Source organism: Shewanella sp. SW32 (assembly GCF_025653365.1).
In the GTDB taxonomy this organism is placed as follows: domain Bacteria; phylum Pseudomonadota; class Gammaproteobacteria; order Enterobacterales; family Shewanellaceae; genus Shewanella; species Shewanella oncorhynchi.
Genome location: NZ_JAKKSJ010000019.1, coordinates 90,001 through 107,862 on the forward strand (window position 1 = coordinate 90,001; position 17,862 = coordinate 107,862).

Below are 17,862 nucleotides of genomic sequence, written 5' to 3' on the forward strand. Positions count from 1 at the left end.
CAATTTTAGGTGTTTACTGAGCCTTGAACCGATGAAACTTGGCCGGCTAATGCTCAGTTTACAAATGCTAGGCTAGCGTGAACTTCTTTTTCACCTTAGCCCTGAGTAATAACCAATTCAGTTGCTTCGCCGCCGCTTTAAATTTTGTTAAATGCGCTTGGTAGTCATCATTCGGCAAATCTTGATACTTCAGCGCCACATAACTTTGGGTCAAGGTGTGCATTAGCGCACAAAGCTGTGGTGCTCTGTGTTGGTATTGCCCGATAATCTGCTGCGCAAATTGGTTTGGCCCATCACTGTCATTACGCTTAATACCATGGCGGGCGAGGCGATTGCAGACCTGTTGATAGCGAGCGCTGATAGGATCGCCCTGAGTGCTAAAATGTAATAGCCCCGCACTGTAGGCGATATAGAGCACGATAAGGCTGATACATAGCCCCATAAATACCGCGATTTTAGTGTTTGTCACATCACCTAAAATGCCGCTGAGCACTTGATTTTGTCTATCTTGATTGAAACCCAGAACCCACACGCTCCAGTAATAATCTATGCTGGCAAAACGTTGCCTTAACTCATTGAGCCAAGGCATGGATTTAAAGCGTAAGCTACTAAAAGGGCTTTCCTGCAGGTAACTCAGCGCGGGATCAAACTGGGCGTCGAATCCTTGTTCGATTCGATCGGGCGCCACCATAGCAGTCGGGTCGAAACGCACCCAACCTTCACCTTCGAGCCAAACCTCAGCCCATGCGTGGGCCATATATTGATACACGCTGTAGTAACCCGCTTGCGGATTCAACTCACCGCCCTGATAACCCGTAACCATACGTGCGGGTAAGCCTGTGGCCCGCGCCATAACAATGAAGGCTGCGGCATAGTGCACACAAAATCCGGCTTTGTTTTCAAATAGAAAATCATCCACTTGTTGCGGTCCAAGGGGAGGTGGCGTGAGTGTGTAGAAAAAAGGCTCGGTATTAAAGTGGCGCATCATGGCCCACAGTCGTGGCTTAGGCTCGGGATATTGAGTCTTGAATTGCTCGGCCAGTGCCCAAGTTCGTGGATTACTGTTACTCGGCAGTTCGAGGTTAATCTGCCTTTGCCGCGCCGATAGCCTGAGATCCATCTTAGCCTTAGGCCAAGACTCTACTTGATAACTCATTCGCTGATCGATATTGCGCAGCGCCAACAGCCGATAGTCGGGCATATTGACCACGTTATCATCTTGGCTATAGGCCACATCGAGACCAAATAACCACGGCTGGTGGCTCGGCTCAGCAATCACTTGATAACGAATACTATGCTTATCTTGCTTACTTAATGCGATCTCTTGATCTTCACTGCTTATCGGAGCAGGACTATTGCTCATGGGATCACTCATGGGATCAGGATTATTGACCATCAATGCTGGGCTGGGCCGTGAGGGCGGAAACAGCAGCGCATCTTTTTGCAACTGTTTAATCCCCGCTTCTTGGCGCCAAGTGACACCATCATAGTTCTCCATCACGAGGGCACGCCAATATAACTCGGCATTAATGGGCGTTGCATTGGTAAAACTCGCCCTAAAGGCAAGTTCAGTCGAACGGGTAAGCTTACCTATATCACCAATCGCCAGACTATCGGACAAGCCCGTTTGGGCTTCTTTCATGTTGGGCACTAACCAGAGCGGTGCAAGACGCGGTAACACTAAAAATAACAGCAGCGCGAGGGGAAGGCTCTGGAGTAAAAATTTGCCACCGATCCAAGCCGTGTGTTTTAAGGATTGCTTATCTTGATACAAAGTCACGAGCACGCAGGTATTGATCAACGTCACCACGAGCAAGTGCGCGGTATTAAGCAGGGATTGATGGTCGATAAAGGTCAGCGCGATAATAAAATAGCCCGCGAGGACGACAACGCGTACATCCCTTTGATTACGCATTTCAATGTATTTTAAGGCATAACCTAACAGCAGCAGATTCACTAGCGCATTGAGTAAGCCTATTTCCTTTGAGACGAGTGCCAGTGTGGTTGCGGCGCCGATCGCAAGACTGGTCACCAAAAAACGCGGTGGTTTTGCCACTTTGCCGACATAAATCCCCACACGCCACAGCAAACAGATAGCGCAAATGCCCAAAGTCCAAGGCGTGGTTTTATCAAATAGTGGGCTTAATACCGCAATATTGGTGATCAATAACCAAAAAAGTGTCTGGCGGCTAATATTGTCGCCGATTTGAGGTGTCGTGCTATTGGCCGCTAACTTCATACTTGCTTCCTCGAAGTAGGGATATGATGCTGCTTGCGGGGAGCTTGATTCGTTTTTTGTGGCTGATTAGCGGCTGATGACTGATATGGGGGCTTCGCCGTTGAAGGCGCTAATTGTGGATATAAGGCAATGGCTTTTTGACAGGCGATCCTATGGTGATTGCCTATCGCGGGCGCGATCAGAACATCGTCTCCCATTGGGTTTTGCAGATGTAAGCCAAAATACTGCTCAAGTTGCGTGAGTTTATTGACTTGCCAGCTTAGCTGACTCAATTGGATTTCGAGGCGTTTGGTATCGGGTCTGAGCCTTAACCAGACGGGATCACCTTGGGGCTGCTGGAATTCTTTAGTCAGCATGCCGCGACCCTGTGCCCATTGTTTCCATGCCACTTGCTTGAGGGATTCGCCGAGCACATGGGGTTTAAGGCCTTTAAACTCATCAATCCCCGATACATGTTTACCCGCGAGTAACAGGGGATCTTGCTCCGACTGGGTATGATCAGCCTCAAGCTGCAGCGGCGCTTCAATCGGCTGGGCAAAGACTAAGTGACTAATGGCCAAATCCACATGGGACCATGCGCGGCAAAGCCCTAAGGGATAGAAGGATTCAATTTTGAGCCGACCCGGTGACACTTGGCCCCGCTGATGATATTCGAAGGGTACGAGCGCTTGCTGTTCATCTGTGCCGACGTTCTGCACCGTATAAGTGCGATTATGCGGATAGTTAAGTTGTATGTTATGGCCACTATGGTGAGTGTTGATAAGGACAGGAAAAGTTAAGGTTTCGCCCGCATAGACTTCGGGCGGCGTCGTGGCCCGTACATGTAAGCCGGCCAGATTTTTGTAACTGTAGAGAATGCAGGTATTAAAGAGGCTTAGGAGTAAGATGCTGAGGCCAATGACTAAGTTGTTTTGATAGTTAGTACCGAATAAGTATAAGAGTAAAACCAGACCAAGCCAAACTAACCCAAAACCGCTCGGCAGAATAAAAATGCTGCGATGGCTTAAGGTTATTTCGGAACTCGGTGGCAAGCGTCTTGCTAACCAACGTTGCCAAATCGGGACTAACGTCGGAATGAAAGTCGGGAGTATCAGTCGTTTCACTTCTGAGTTATTTCCTTAGTTTAATGGGTTAACTGCATACTTTAGCGATATCTCCTCATTACAGTATCTTGCTACATAATAGGGTTAACGCTGGCGAGAATTCGCTCGGATAAGGCTTCACCCTGTAATTGGCTACTGGTTCTGAGTCTATGCTCCGCTACACAACAAAATACCGCTTGCACATCTTCTGGGACTAAATAATGTCGACCTTCTAAAAAGGCCCATGCCTTAGCCGCTTGTAATAGCGCTTTGGTGGCACGCGGTGATAACCCCACGCTGTCACTTTGGCTACGGGAAAAACTCACTAAGGCCAGAATATAATTGAGTAAGGCATCGGAAGCGCTGACTTTGTCGCACTGCTCTTGCAGTTGCATTAAGGCCATCGGTGTCAGGCATTGGGGCAATTGATCTAAGGTTAAGTGGTTATGATTGCTCTTAAGCATAGCGAGTTCAGCATCGTGGCTTGGATAACCAATAGACAGACGCATCATAAATCTGTCGAGCTGCGATTCTGGTAGCGAAAATGTACCGGATTGATCGGTGGGATTTTGAGTCGCGATCACAAAGAAAGGATTGGGCAATCTGTGGGTGATGCCATCGACGGAAATTTGTTGTTCGGCCATCGCTTCGAGTAAAGCGCTTTGTGTCTTAGGGCTGGCGCGATTAATTTCATCGGCCAAAATCATCTGCTTAAAAATTGGTCCAGGATGAAAGATAAATTGTGCTTGATGTTTATCAAAAATCGATACGCCGAGAATGTCGGCAGGCAGCATGTCACTGGTGAATTGGATCCGCTGATAGCTCAAACCTAAGCTTTGGGCTATACCATGGGAAATACTGGTTTTACCCATACCGGGTAAGTCTTCAATCAACAGGTGCCCACGGGCGAGAATACAGGCTAAAGCGAGACGAATTTGCCTAGGCTTGCCCAGCAATACTTGTTCGAGTTGTTGTAGTAATTCGCTGATCCCAGATAGTGCCACGGGCGACTCCTAATACATTTGGAAGTGTGCTTAAGGTGCATTTGCAAGCTGATGTGCGTTATCACTATGGCGGATCATCGCCCGTATATCCAGTGGCATTTCTAGTGCTAAATCAATTACTCGACAGCATTAGGTTTGGTCTTGAGTGGGCTGGTGGCGCGAATGTAAACCGTTTTAGCCTGATCTTACGTAAGGCACAGTGCTTGGCTGCTGGTGGGGCGAATAAACCAGGATTTAAACAAAAAGCCTTGGACAAAGTCGACACCGATATCCCGCGCAAAGGCTAAGTGAGCTTCAGTTTCTATGCCTTCTAAAATGCACTGTTTGTGGGTCTTTTTGGCAAAGTTGACCAATGCAATTAATAATTGTGCTCCCTCGGGGTGTGTTATGTGCGTTAACCAATGGCGGTCGAACTTAAGATAATCCACGTTCATCATCAGATCGACACTGAGCATGGAGTGGGGCGCACCAATATCATCCAGCGCCACATGTATCTTAGCTTGTTTAAATTGAGTGAATAATTGACTGGCCAGCTGGGCATCGTTAATGCAGGTGTTTTCGATGATCTCGACCGTGACTCGTTCATAGTGGGACAGCAAACGAATGAGCTTGGCGGTATGTGGTCCATCGACGGCGTGGGGATCAACATTGATAAAAATTCGCTGCTGACTCGGCGCATGGATGAGTTGAAATGCCTTGGCTTGATATTCAACTGCAGCGAGTATTTCTGTGGATTCATGCAATTGCTCGAACACAATATTAGGTGCAACCGCATCACCATTAGGCAAGTAAAAGCGTGCTAAGGCTTCATAGCCGTCGATGGCTAAAGTATGAGGATTGACAAAGGGTTGGTATTCGCAGCTAAGGGTTAACGAACTAAGGTTAATCATGGGTGTAATGGGATTCTTAATGCTTTAATGCTAATTATTCGCATTTAATGCCCTTCAGTGCAAACAAGTTTTCGATAAAACGGCGTGATTGCTGAATAATTATTCGCTTTGCTAATTATTTGAATTTAGAGAATATCATTTAGAATTTTTGGTGGTTAAAGCATGAGCGTTACCCTAGGGTATGCTGAAAAGTAGGAACTCGATGCTGCTAAGTATCGAGTTCCTTTTCATGTCGCGAGTTAGTAAGCAAACTTAAGCTCAGCTTCGCTGAATAATGGCTGTGCTTTTTGCTTTTGCGCCTCATAAATCAATCGATAGCTGAGGACGGCTTGAACATATTCACGGGTTTCAGTAAAGGGAATCGCCTCGATAAAGCCCATGGCATCGAGTTTGCCATCAGAGTTTGATAACCAGCGACGCACGCGAGAGGGACCTGCGTTATAGGCCGCCGTGGCGAGGATGCGGTTTTGGTTAAACTCTTTCAACAGCTGGGCATAGTAAGCGCTACCAAGATTGAGGTTAAGCTCTGCGCTGTAGAGATCCTTTGGATCGCTATATCTGGCCCCGTGTTTTTTGGCGGTAGCTTTGGCCGTGGCAGGCATAATTTGCATTAGACCACGGGCACCTACGCCCGAGGTCGCATAAAGATAGAATGCACTTTCGCGGCGGCTAATCGCACGGATCTCATCGATGTTAACCCTATGCTTTTTGCTGGCGTGCTCAAAACCGGCTTGGTGCGCCATAGGGAAGCGTAGAGGAATATCATCCCACAGCTTACCTTGAATACTGGCTTCAACCCCAAAATCGTACCAGCCCTGTTCATGGGCATAGCGTCCATAGCGTGCTCGCATCGTATTGTCACTGCGTTTTAGTAGCGACATCCATTCATAGCGAGCATCGAAATAACGGTCGAGCGCCATTAACTCTTGCACTCTGACAAAGCCGAGATCATCGGTTAACTTTTGGCTATTGGCATCAACAACAGGCTCAGGGCTTTGATTGAGTGATACCGGTTTATTTAAGAACTGCGCAGCAGCAAAACCGTAAAAATTACGTTCATTACTGATTGTCGCGAGCGCTTTTATGGCGCTTTCAGGCGCTTCTTTGGCATTGGTGCGATAAAGCCAGTATTGCCAACGTTCCTTTGCCAAGGTTTCTGGTTGGAGTAGGTTCAAGTAACGGGCAATACTGCGCATGTCGTGATCGCGGATAGCCCATCTTAAACGGCGCTCAAATAGGTCGTCATTTTTCAGCTCAGTGAGCACATTGTCGACATAGTTTTTATAGTTATCATCTTGTTCAATTAAAATGCGGCGAACAAGGTATTTATCTAGCTGCTGCGCTTGTTCTGGGGTAAAACGATGGGCTTTTTGATACCGTTCATACAAATTAATGGCTTGGTCGAGATCCTTACGGGCAAGGCGTTTTAATCCTGCGGCAACTATGTCACCGACAATGGGATTTTTATCTTTAAACTTTTCGGTATGGCGCAGGCTATTGGGATCTTTATAGACGGCGACTAAACGCTTAGCTTCGTTACTATGGGTGGTGATTTTTTGGGATAAAAAACTCAGTAAACTCGTTTCGCCAGCCTCGAAACTCAGCATCATTCGCGCCCATACGACATCTTGTGTGCGTTTGCCCGCTTTGGTCCATGTGTTGAAAAGAGGATCACATTCCTTTGGTCGCGAACCCCCAAATACCCAAAGTGATTGTGCGGCCGCATAAGCCGTTTTTAGATCGCCCTTGGCGAGTTTCGCCTCATAGTAATAACACTGCAGGCGGATGTCGGTAGGCGCTTCTGGGGTGATTGCAAGATAATCATTCCAGCGTTTTTGGCTACCAGCATTGTTTAAATATTTAGACCGTAACCTATTGTACATGGGTGTGGTTTCATATTTTTCAATTAAGGCTTTAGCTGCATAACCCTGTAAGGCATTAAGAGCACCTATGTCGATATCATGATCTAAATAAATCGCGAGCGGATAATTACCTAGTTTTGCCCGTAGGGGTTTATAGGTTGCATAATCTTGCTTCTTCAGGGCTTTTTCGGCCTCAAGAAAGGTTTTCTGCGTTGACGTTAACGCAAGTGCAGCAGGGGCATTCAATGCGCCTGCGAGCAATATTGCACTGGATATAACCACATTTATAACTGCTTTGCACATGGAGCGTTTGCCTCCGGGCATCAAGGTATCAATCGACATGTCCGTATCGATTTGAGGTAATTAATGGGTGTTCAATTCTTGTTATCTATCATTGCACTCGACAGGCTCGAGTTCTGTGTCCTTAGGATCGCGGGTATGCGATAGATTAAGTTCAGCGTCGTCATCCTGAGTGTCGTTATCGTCTTGGGCTTCATTGAGCGCTTTTTCTAGCAGCATTTTATCCAGTTGTTTGCTGGTATCGACCCCGAGCTGCTGCATTAAATGGGCTTGACGCACTAGGTTGCCTTTGCCCGATGACAGCTTGTTCATTGCACTGTGATAGGTTTTCTCCGCATTATCTAAGGCGCGGCCGAGTTTTTCCATGTCTTCAATATAACCACATAACTTGTCGTAAATTCGACCCGCTTGTTTTGCAATGGTTTGTGCGTGTTGATTTTGATATTCGTAGCGCCAAATATTGTTAATTGTGCGCAGGGCTACCAACAAATTCGTTGGACTAACCAACATGATATTCTGCTCAAGGGCAAAATTGACTAGGCTAGGATCATGCTCCAATGCCAGTAAGAATGCCGGTTCGATAGGAATAAACATCAATACATAATCGAGACTCTTAAGGCCATGCAGATGTTGATAATCCTTTTGACTTAAGCCTTTAATGTGACTGCGAATTGAAATGACATGCTCGTTAATGGCCTGTTGGCGCAGTGCCGGATCTTCACTGTTGAAGTAGCGCTCATAACTGACCAACGACATCTTAGCATCGATGACCACGTCTTTATTTTCCGGCAGATGCACAATCACATCCGGCTTAAAGCGCTTACCATTGTCGTCTTTGAGATCTTGCTGGGTATGGTACTCATGGCCTTCGCGTAGGCCGCTTTCCTGCAGGACGCGATCGAGGATCACTTCACCCCAGTTACCTTGCTGCTTGTTATCACCCTTGAGCGCTTTGGTCAGGTTGATTGCATCTTGGCTCATCTTCAGATTGAGATCTCGCAGGTGCTCAAGTTGATGTTTAAGGGCGCTGCGCTCGGACTGTTCGTGGGTGTAGGATTCACGAATTTGCTGTCTGAATCCTTCAAGCTGTTGTTTCAATGGCCCAAGCACGCCTTCGAGTTGGCTGGCATTTTGGTGCTTAAAGTTTTCGCTACGTTCTTCAAAAATACGGTTTGCGAGGTTTTCAAATTGGGTTTGTAAACGCACTTCGGCCGATTCTAAGCTGGCAATTTTATCCTGCAGCGATTCTTGCTGGGCATCGGCCTTGGCTTGAATGGTTTGCTGCATGGCATTGGATTTCGACAGGGCTAATTGGATCTCTAACTGACGGCGCTGGCTATCATTTAATTGCTGCTCTAAGGTGGGAACGCGTTCGGCTAAGGCCTCGGCTTTGCCCAGTTGTTCAATTTTGAGCTCAAGGCGTTGCTGGTATTGACGTAATTGCGCTTCTTTGTCATCGACCAAAATTTGCTGTTGTGCTAAGGATAATTCTGCATCTTCATTTACTTGACGCATTTCTTGCTCAAGTTGGTCTTTGTGTAGTTGCCAGCGTTGGCGGGTGAGTCTTTGATTGAGCAGAGCACCGATCAACAGGCCTAAGAAGGCAATGGCGAGAAGGCCGATGATTTCGGCGACAGAAAAAGATTGAGAAAATGGCATGATCAATAGCACTCCTTTAGCTTTGGCGCTTAGGTTCGCATGCCCCCCAACAGGCTTCAAGCCCTTTAATCAACTATATCTGCGCTTAATGCTTGAATGAGCAAGTCTTATACGTTTAAGGTGAATTTATTCACGGGTGGAAAGTTTTTCTGGCTTTTACCTGTCTATATAAGAGTGAGCGATACAGAAGAGCGCCAGAGAAGGTTTTTATCGCGACTCGGTAGCTTTAATCATTGGATGGTAGAGGTGTCAATTGGCTAAACATTCCCGTTTTACCCCAGGTATTCTTAAAAAAGCGCAGTGGCACATGCAAGACAACCAAGTGACGCCCGAAGCGGTATTTCGCTCGCGTCGGCAAATTGTAAAAGCCATGGGACTCGGTGCTATCGGTGCCAGCGTGCCCGGTTATGTGCAGGCTGGATTATTCGATCTATTTGGCGATCAACCTAAGTCCTCATTTATCACTACGCCACTGACGTTTCAATCCAATAAGCAGTACGGTGACGCCGATGTGTTAACCCCATTTGATAAAGTGACGCAGCATAATAATTTCTACGAATTTGGTACGGACAAGCAAGATCCCTTCAATAATGCCCAAGGCCTTAAAGTCGATCCTTGGCAACTGCGTATCGAAGGTGAAGTTGAACGGCCCATGACTTTAGATTTTAATGATCTGACTAAAATGTTCCCGCTTGAGGAGCGTAACTATCGCCTGCGCTGTGTTGAAGCTTGGTCTATGGTGATCCCTTGGGTGGGGTTCCCGCTGGCGGCATTATTGAAAAAAGTTGGCGTCACCAGTAAGGGCAAGTATGTCGCCTTCGAAACCGCTTTTGATCCCGAGCAAATGCCGGGGCAGAAGAGCCGATTAATGGGGGGAGGTATTCATTATCCCTATGTTGAAGGCCTCACGATAGCCGAAGCTATGAACGATTTAACCTTAATGTCGGTGGGTTTGTACGGTAAAACCTTGCCACCGCAGAACGGCGCGCCCATTCGCTTAGTGGTGCCGTGGAAATACGGCTTTAAGAGCATTAAATCAATCGTGCGAATTCGCGTTATGGATAAACAACCGCCGACCAGCTGGAATCAGCTTGCCTCACACGAGTATGGATTTTATGCCAACGTTAATCCGGCGGTGGATCATCCACGCTGGTCGCAAGCCACAGAGCGTCGTATCGGCGAGGGGGGATTGTTTTCAGCAACCCGCATCGATACCCAGCCGTTCAACGGTTACGGCGAGTTTGTGGCTTCACTGTATGACGGCATGGATCTGAGGAAATACTATTGATGATTGGTTTGTTGTTTGGGGATTCGCTATTAAGCGGGGACAAGCTATGTTGAGATTAACCGCTAAGCACTTGTTTTGGCTAAAGGCGTTATTTCATTTGTTGGGTTTAGTGCCCATCGTCTACCTTGTGCTCACAGTGGTGCTTGGCCGTGCGGGTGGCGATCCCGTGCAGCACATTATTCACTACACAGGCATAGGCGCATTAAATGCGCTAGCGGCGACCTTACTGATCTCCCCGATTGCAAAGTTGACCAAGCAAGGGCTGTTGATGCAGACCCGCCGTTTAGTGGGGTTATATGTGTTTGCCTATGCCACTTTGCATATCTTGGCCTTTTTTAGTTTAGATCTGTTGTTTGCTTGGGAATTATTGTTTAGCGAGGTGGTAAAACGGCCGTATATTTTAGTCGGTGCAGTGGCTTATCTTATCGTCACCGCCTTGGCGATAACTTCGTTTAAAGCCTTGATGCGCAAGATGGGACGTCGTTGGCAAACCTTGCATAATGGGGTGTATTTAGTCGCGATATTAGCGCCAATCCATTTTTACTGGTCGGTAAAATCGGAAATCATCGAGCCAAGTCTCTATATCGTAGGTTTTAGTGTGTTGCTGCTGTGGCGCACGCCTTGGTTTAAACGTCATTTCAGCCGTAAAGTGGCGAACAAAACCGAGCGTAAGCTGACACAAGATAAAGCTTCGATAAAGTCGGTTTAGACGTATGGCGCGAGCAGTAAATCACTGGCTTGATTTATGTTTCTTTGTGCCTAACGTGAGATCTAAAGTATAAAAACAAAAATGCCGAATGAAGATCCGGCATTTTTCGCTGAATATATAGTCTTGCTCAGCTACTTTTTCGGGGTCAGTAGGCAGGACTTAACCTAAACCTTGGGTCGCTGATTTCATTTGAATGAACTCAATTTTATAACCGTCTGGATCTTCAACAAACGCAATCTCAGTGGTACCACCTGCGACAGGACCTGGAGCACGAGTCACTTTGCCACCGGCTGCGGCAATAGCAGCGCAACGGGCGTAGATATCTTCATCGCCAATCGCTAAGTGGCCAAAGCCTGTGCCTAAATCATATTTGTCAGTGCCCCAGTTATAGGTCAGTTCAACCACGGCTTGGCCTGTGGATTCTTCACCGTAACCTACGAAAGCTAAAGAATATTTGTATTCTGGATTTTCAGAGGTGCGAAGTAGTTTCATGCCGAGCACTTCAGTATAAAAAGCAATACTGCGTTCTAAGTTACCGACGCGGATCATAGTGTGTAATAGTTGCGACATAGGTCCTCTCTCTAAATAGATTACGGTGGGGAGTATATCAAAAATGTCTCTGCGCATGACCACAAATCTCATCCATGGTGTTTTTATCACACTTGATCAATTCGATTGGTTAGGATAGGAAACGCTGGCTGTCGACGGGCGAATTTGCGGATTGTGATAAGAAAATTGCCGATAAATTGGCTGTTGCTCACAAAACACAGAGACAAACATGGGATTTTACCGCGAGGTTGACGATAATACAGCCATACCAACTAGGAGAGTGAATGATGAACACCGAAGTTAAAATGGCCTTAGGCACTACAGTTGTAATTGCTTTATTTTTCAGCGCGTTCTTTGTTTCAATGTTTTAACGACTAATATTAGTTTGAGTTAACCCAGCTCCAAGTTAAGCAAAAAAGCCGCTATTGCGGCTTTTTGTTTGTCTGTGATTTAATGCACGTAAAACTTAACAAGGATTGGAAAATGTTGTTTAGCGAAACTGAAATAGCATTAATTGCATCGGCTAAGCGAAAAGTACAGATGGCGCAGAAAGTGCGATTAGCTGTGATTGCATTAGTCGTGCTGGGTACTGGGCTGACGATATCTGGCTTGTGGGTCAATGAATTCGCCATTTATATGGCCTTTGGAATAGTGGTGTTTGCAGTGGCCTTGCCGCAATTTGGGCAAGAGCCAAAATATGAAGAGCTAGTCAGTTTGCTCGAGAAGAAAAGCCAAGGCTAACTGGCTTGGGCTTACTCTTCAGGATAGATTTTTTCTTTAAAGTAGCATTATATTTACTAAAAATGCATTCTCTTTGGTGGGTGAGTGAGTGAGGTGGCTTATATAAGGGGTTAAATTCCATCTCAGTCACAATCATCCTTTACGAAAAATGTAAGTTTTGTAAACAAAGCGCTGTAACGAGCAAAATGTTTAAAAACTTAAGCCCGTTATTCTTTACAAAAAGAGTAGCAAATTAGAACGAGCACTCTATAAGATTTCTTCCCTGAAGGCTTAGCAAGGCGATGGCTTCACTGCGTGAAAACCATCACCCTGCTGAAAGGATGTGAATCGACACCGATTCCGTAGACTGATTTGAACTTCAATTTATGGCTGAACTCTCGCTTGGCGATGGATAGGCTGAAGTTATTTCGACGATGCCCCAAAATGATTTTCGCTGTTCAAAAGATAAACAAGGGGAGTTAAGGCCTGACTATAGAAAAGCTAATGCAAAAGGGCCACGTTCAACCTAAAAGTTATGTCTGTTCTATCTTTTTTCTTGTCCGTCAGCAGACGTGAATGACTTATTAGCATACCGCCAAGATAAATAATATATTGCGTTTTTAAGAAGCCATATGTGCTAACTGTCTAAAATGTGGTAAGTTTTCTGTACTAACAACTTTGACTTTACTTGTATGTCTAACTCTTATATTGAACTTAACCGGCTGTTTAATGAAATACCAACATCTTTAAGTGATGAGAAAGATCTTTCGGATTTTTATTCTCTTGGAACAAAAAATGGAGATTCTTGGGATGACTTATTAAATAAAGACCGAATAATTATTTTGGCTGAGGCTGGTTCAGGTAAAACTGTTGAAATAAGAGAGCAAGCTAAGAAACTCTCAGCAGAGAAAAAGTGTTCATTTTTCATAAAAATTGAAGACATAAAGGATAACTTTGAAGGTGCTTTTGAGTTTGGAGATATATCTCTTTTTGATACTTGGTTGTCAGGTCAAGAATATGGTTACTTTTTTTTAGACTCAGTTGATGAGGCAAAAATTGCAAATGAAAAAGACTTCCAAAAAGCACTTCGCTGCTTTAGCAAAAAGATAAACAAAGGAATAAGTAGAGCAAAAATATTCATAACATCCAGAGGTTCAGCTTGGCGGCCAAAAACTGATTTTGAATTTGTTGAAAACTTGTTATCACTTAAAAATCATGATGATAAGTCTAACTCCTCTTTTAAGGTATATTCTTTTTCCGACTTAAGTTATGAACAAATTCGTATCTTTTCTCTAGAGAAAGGTATTGAAAATATTGATATCTTTATGGAGGAGGTAAAAGGCAAAGAAGCTGAGTTTTTTACTAGAAAACCATTAGATTTGCTATCGGTAGTTGAGTTTTGGAAAAAAAATCAAAGAATTGGTTCTCGCTCCGAGTTATTGCAAAACCTGCTAACTATTAAGCTAGAGTTAATAGAGGTCGGTCGTGATAAGTGTGATTTATCTTTATCAAAAGTCCTTAAAGGTGTACAAGAGATTGCGGCGGCATTAACTTTTGGTAAAAAGTCTAAAATTTCTGTTCCTGACGCAAAGGTTTATCATGATGTTCTCAATATTCATCAAGTCCTTCCTGATTGGACTAATGATGAAATCACTACATTGCTTAATCGAGCTGTATTTGAGCCTTCTGCATATGGCACTGTCAGCTTTGCAAATAGACTCTTAAGGGAGTATTTAACTGCTCAATGGGTGTCAATAAAGTATGCGAGTAAAGGTAGCGACAATAAGCTTCGTTCTTTATTTTATAGTACTACTTACGGTATAGAAGTTCCTATACAGACATTAAAGCCCATATTGTCGTGGTATGCTCTTATGAACGATAGCTTTGCTGAAGTAGTGGCAAATATATCGCCGGAAGTATTTATAGAAGAGGGGGACCCTTCTAAGTTACCAATAGAACAGCGTCAAACTTTACTTGAAAAGTTCTGTGAGATGATTGGCGCAACAGATGATTCATTTATTTCATTTGACGCTAATGCTATTGCTAGGTTCAGTCACCCTGATATGGGGAGCATATTTCATAGTCTATTGGAACGATACTCAAGCAATAAACAATTAAGGCAAATATTGTTGCAAATGGCTTTATGTGTTGAAGCCAAAGAGTGTGAGGATGTAGCATGTGAAATATCAAAAGCAGTTGAAATGGATGTGTTATCTAAAACTTTAGCTGTAAGGCTATTAAAGAAAGTGGCGAGGCCAGATGTGATTAAGGCTAATGCAAGTGAATTACTTGCCGCTTTTTTAGATACTAATAATGAATCTCTAGCTTGTTTGATACTTGATGAATACGGGAATCAATTAGAAACAAAGGAATTGTTAGGAATATTACCTTGTATCGTCAAGCCCAATAAATACAGCTATCGAGCTATACAGTCATCAGTTGAAAACTATATCGAACGATTAAACTTTGACTCTATTTTAACTGTAATAGACTCATTGTTTGGCATGATTGATACTAAGCCATATGCCGAGCACTATATGTGTTTAGTATCTGAGCGATATGAATGGTTATTTGGCTGTGTAGAGGTAGCTTTACTTAGGGTCATTAAATTAAAAGAAATATCACATTTATCAACTAACGTACTTGAACTCATATCAAGAGCTCAGGTCTACCATAAGTGCGGCAGCTATAGTCAACACGAGGAAAAGATTCCCGAAGCTGTTAAAAACTGGAAGGAACTTAACTATCAACTTTTTTGGCACGATGTAGCTAAAAAAAGGAGCAGGGTAGAAGAGGAGAATAAACAATCCCCAAACCCTAAGTCCGTTGATATGTGGTTTCAAGTTCGTGTTTATCAGGAGTTTTGGGGGTTTAACTACGATGACTTTCAGCAGGCAATAAAATGGGTTATGTCTAAGTCGATTAGAGATGACAAGTGTATCGCCTTTTCGTTGGCGTGGGCGTTAGCAAAAGAAAATGGTCTAGCTTCAGAAGATCTTGAAAAACTTAATAGTGCATCCTATGAGTTTGATGGTGGTGTTGCTCTTTTAAAGGGGTTCTTAAACCCTGTAAAAGAAGAGTGGCATAAAGAACACGAAGCTCAACAGGAAAAATTTTCAAAGCAGCGTGAAGAAAAAGAAGAGTTAAGAAAGAATAACTTTATTGAAAGTGTTTTCTCAATAAAAGCTAAGCCTGAAATTATCTTAGATATAAGGCATGCTGTGACGGGGCAGATAAATGGTTTTCAACGTTATTTATTTAACTGTATAAGGAACAAATCTAAAGATAACAATCACTGGTGTTGCTTAAATTGGGAGTTGTTGACTCCTGATTTTGGAGGCGAGGTTGCTTTAGCGTATAAAAACGCTTCAATTTCTTATTGGCGCTCTTATAATGCACCGTTATTAAAGTCAGAGGGAAATGATTTAAGCTCTGCTACTTATGGTTTTATCTTCGCGTTAAGTGGTGTCGGTATTGAAAATGAGACTATTGATAATTGGGAGGCGTCTTTATCTGAAATAGAAGTAAAGCAAGCTGTGAAGTTAGCTCTTTGTGAAATGAACGCGTTACCAAGCTGGTTTGAGAAGTTATTTATAGCTCACCCTTTGTTAGTTTCATCAATATTAATGCAAGAAACTCAGTGGTTGCTAACTAATAGTGGAGAGCCTGATTCAGGTCGTTACGTTTTAGGGCAAATGCTAGTAAATGGTCATTACTTGTTTGAAACATTATCTCGGCCTTTGTTTGACCTTATATCTGATTTAAACAACCAAAGTTATCAAGTTAACAAAAATGTTTTACGCATATTGACTGCATCAAAATATATATCCAATGAACAGCTTGCTAGCTTGTCTGAGTACAAAATTAATAATAATTTCGACAACCTTAAAGGCATGTGGTGGGCTATATTAGTTAGTTCGGATGCAGTAAAAGGTGTACCACTATTAAGTGCGGAGCTAAAAAAACAAACTAATGAAGATGCTACTAACTTAGCTATATCCGTACTTTCTGAGCTATCTAATAAGCGTAGTTATGACGAGTTGAGTGGCAGGAAGTCACATCATACAGTTACTTCAACTATGGAGTTATATAAATTGATGCATCTATACATACGGGAAGAAGATGATATAGATAGGACAAACGGGGAGTGTTATTCACCGACATCAAGAGACGATGCTCAAGATGCTAGAAATGACCTATTTAATTCATTGAAAGAAATCCCAGGTGAAGAAACTTATAAAGCTTTGATGGATATTGCTAAGATGTGGAATGATGTCCCTTACAGAAGGTCATGGATAGAGCATTTAGCTTTACAGCGAGTGATAGAGGATGCAGATAAAGAAGCTATGACAGAAACCGCTTTTAATAAGTATTCTCAGGAATTAAACCTTGGTGTAGAATCAACCGTACTTTTGACTAAAATCGAGAATAATGTGAGTAATAACTTCAACGGACCAGTATCTAATTCTGTTATAGGCGACAACAATAAGGATATAAAAATTACTCAAGACAGCAATAAAACTGAAAATATCCCTGATCCGATTAAAGCTAGTAAATGGCACGAAAGTTTTTTAGGGAAAATCATCGTAGGAGTAATTATTGTATCTATTGGAGTCGCTATAAAGGGCTTTGTTTCCTAAAAGCACAAATAACTACAGAGTGCTTCCTGAGCGCCAGTATGTCGCTTAAAACCTTTGTTTCATAGTCAGTCGTTTATCTGTAATCAGAATGTTATTTTGATTCAAACCCGAAAAACATTGGATTTCACTATTAGGAAACAAAGCTGCTAAAATGCAGTACATTTTTCCGTTTAACCTTACTTATCATAAGGTGTTGAAATGAAGCGGGCTTCGGGGGGGAGGTTTTGTACTTTGCATGATAAAGGTACTTTTTCTAATCCAAGACAGGTTAACTAGAATCAATACTCTAAGTGATTTTGTCCCAAAACGAGTTACTTACTATTCAGTCATGCTATCGCATTTTCTCTGCTGATTAAGAGTGAAACAATAAAGACTGATAGATATGTGACTATTTATGCATATTCTCTGCATAAGATGAGTTTGAGACAAGTTTGTCACGATAATGCGCAAAATACGTCGATTAAGCGCTATAACTCGCGAAAATTGCACTTTACTTCTATTAATTTGAATCTCTTTGTGTATTCATTACAAATTGAAAATCAGCTATATTGTTGCGATACAAACTTATTAGGAAAATACAATGTCTGAATTTTTAGAGATCTTAACTCATGCTCGTCGTTTAAAAGCTTCTGTTAAAGAGTTATCTGTTGCTGAACTAAAAGATGTGTACGAAAAGTTAGGCAAGATGTAGTGGTCAAGTAAAATTGGCCACGGTTTTAGAGTCATTCCAATATAAACGTTCTGACTCATTTGGCGTTAACCCACCATTATATTGATGGGGCCTAGTCTCGCTGTAATATCCAGTGATGTAATTTGTGATCTCTTTATCTGCTTCTGTAAAATTCCCATAACCACTTGCGGGTATCCACTCAGATTTCAAACTTCTAAAGAAACGCTCCATTGGTGCGTTATCCCAACAA

At 43.4% G+C, this 17,862-nt stretch carries 13 protein-coding genes; 5 read left to right on the forward strand and 8 right to left on the reverse strand.

Translation table 11 applies throughout. From position 1 onward, the window contains the following. Positions 1–67: 67 nt before the first annotated feature. The 6 genes from L5M28_RS13085 to rmuC form a co-directional block, all read right to left on the reverse strand. A complete protein-coding gene (locus tag L5M28_RS13085) occupies positions 68–2,239 on the reverse strand; it encodes a DUF3488 and DUF4129 domain-containing transglutaminase family protein (RefSeq protein ID WP_263203526.1) in 2,172 nt (723 codons plus the stop codon). Beyond that, positions 2,236–3,342, reverse strand: a complete 1,107-nt coding sequence (locus tag L5M28_RS13090) for a DUF58 domain-containing protein (RefSeq protein ID WP_263203528.1) — start codon at positions 3,340–3,342, stop codon at positions 2,236–2,238. Before L5M28_RS13090 ends, L5M28_RS13085 begins: the two co-directional genes overlap by 4 nt. A 71-nt stretch (positions 3,343–3,413) precedes the next feature. After that, complete coding sequence (locus tag L5M28_RS13095) at positions 3,414–4,325, reverse strand: AAA family ATPase (RefSeq protein WP_263203529.1); 912 nt, start codon at positions 4,323–4,325, stop codon at positions 3,414–3,416. A 185-nt stretch (positions 4,326–4,510) separates the two neighbouring features. Further along, a complete protein-coding gene (locus L5M28_RS13100) occupies positions 4,511–5,215 on the reverse strand; it encodes an EAL domain-containing protein (RefSeq protein ID WP_113939636.1) in 705 nt (234 codons plus the stop codon). 239 nt (positions 5,216–5,454) lie between these two features. Beyond that, on the reverse strand, positions 5,455–7,380 hold the full coding sequence (locus L5M28_RS13105; protein ID WP_028760024.1) for a transglycosylase SLT domain-containing protein: 1,926 nt from the start codon (positions 7,378–7,380) through the stop codon (positions 5,455–5,457). A gap of 81 nt (positions 7,381–7,461) precedes the next feature. Next, positions 7,462–9,036 (reverse strand): DNA recombination protein RmuC, encoded by a 1,575-nt coding sequence (gene rmuC / locus L5M28_RS13110; protein ID WP_263203531.1) that lies wholly within the window; start codon positions 9,034–9,036, stop codon positions 7,462–7,464. Between the two features lie 253 nt (positions 9,037–9,289). Between rmuC and msrP the strand changes: the two genes are divergently transcribed. After that, positions 9,290–10,324 carry a protein-methionine-sulfoxide reductase catalytic subunit MsrP gene (msrP, locus tag L5M28_RS13115; RefSeq protein WP_263203532.1) on the forward strand — a complete coding sequence of 345 codons (1,035 nt, stop codon included), beginning with the start codon at positions 9,290–9,292 and terminating at the stop codon, positions 10,322–10,324. 46 nt (positions 10,325–10,370) lie between these two features. Further along, positions 10,371–11,033, forward strand: coding sequence for a protein-methionine-sulfoxide reductase heme-binding subunit MsrQ (gene msrQ, locus L5M28_RS13120; RefSeq protein WP_105252441.1), 663 nt, complete (start codon positions 10,371–10,373; stop codon positions 11,031–11,033). 159 nt (positions 11,034–11,192) lie between these two features. Here the strand turns inward: msrQ and gloA are convergent, their stop codons facing one another. Further along, positions 11,193–11,603, reverse strand: coding sequence for a lactoylglutathione lyase (gloA, locus tag L5M28_RS13125; protein WP_006087315.1), 411 nt, complete (start codon positions 11,601–11,603; stop codon positions 11,193–11,195). Positions 11,604–12,065: 462 nt separating this feature from the next. Between gloA and L5M28_RS13130 the strand changes: the two genes are divergently transcribed. From L5M28_RS13130 to L5M28_RS13140, 3 genes are all read left to right on the forward strand, one after another. Next, positions 12,066–12,323, forward strand: coding sequence for a hypothetical protein (locus L5M28_RS13130; RefSeq protein ID WP_263203534.1), 258 nt, complete (start codon positions 12,066–12,068; stop codon positions 12,321–12,323). Positions 12,324–12,994: 671 nt separating this feature from the next. Next, positions 12,995–16,942 carry an NACHT domain-containing protein gene (locus tag L5M28_RS13135; protein ID WP_263203536.1) on the forward strand — a complete coding sequence of 1,316 codons (3,948 nt, stop codon included), beginning with the start codon at positions 12,995–12,997 and terminating at the stop codon, positions 16,940–16,942. Positions 16,943–17,522: 580 nt separating this feature from the next. Continuing rightward, complete coding sequence (locus L5M28_RS13140; protein ID WP_411569177.1) at positions 17,523–17,633, forward strand: hypothetical protein; 111 nt, start codon at positions 17,523–17,525, stop codon at positions 17,631–17,633. 3 nt (positions 17,634–17,636) lie between these two features. Here the strand turns inward: L5M28_RS13140 and L5M28_RS13145 are convergent. After that, the coding region (locus tag L5M28_RS13145) for an integrase core domain-containing protein (protein ID WP_263203538.1) at positions 17,637–17,862 on the reverse strand (226 nt) is incomplete at its 5' end.

What these genes read in the sequence shown, in the direction of transcription:
- L5M28_RS13085 (WP_263203526.1), bottom strand. Translation starts at nt 2,239, where the DNA reads ATGAAGTTAGCGGCCAATAGCACGACACCTCAAATCGGCGACAATATT.
- L5M28_RS13100 (WP_113939636.1), bottom strand. Translation starts at nt 5,215, where the DNA reads ATGATTAACCTTAGTTCGTTAACCCTTAGCTGCGAATACCAACCCTTT.
- L5M28_RS13105 (WP_028760024.1), bottom strand. Translation starts at nt 7,380, where the DNA reads ATGTGCAAAGCAGTTATAAATGTGGTTATATCCAGTGCAATATTGCTC.
- rmuC (WP_263203531.1), bottom strand. Translation starts at nt 9,036, where the DNA reads ATGCCATTTTCTCAATCTTTTTCTGTCGCCGAAATCATCGGCCTTCTC.
- msrQ (WP_105252441.1), top strand. Translation starts at nt 10,371, where the DNA reads ATGTTGAGATTAACCGCTAAGCACTTGTTTTGGCTAAAGGCGTTATTT.
- gloA (WP_006087315.1), bottom strand. Translation starts at nt 11,603, where the DNA reads ATGTCGCAACTATTACACACTATGATCCGCGTCGGTAACTTAGAACGC.
- L5M28_RS13130 (WP_263203534.1), top strand. Translation starts at nt 12,066, where the DNA reads ATGTTGTTTAGCGAAACTGAAATAGCATTAATTGCATCGGCTAAGCGA.
- L5M28_RS13135 (WP_263203536.1), top strand. Translation starts at nt 12,995, where the DNA reads ATGTCTAACTCTTATATTGAACTTAACCGGCTGTTTAATGAAATACCA.
- L5M28_RS13140 (WP_411569177.1), top strand. Translation starts at nt 17,523, where the DNA reads ATGTCTGAATTTTTAGAGATCTTAACTCATGCTCGTCGTTTAAAAGCT.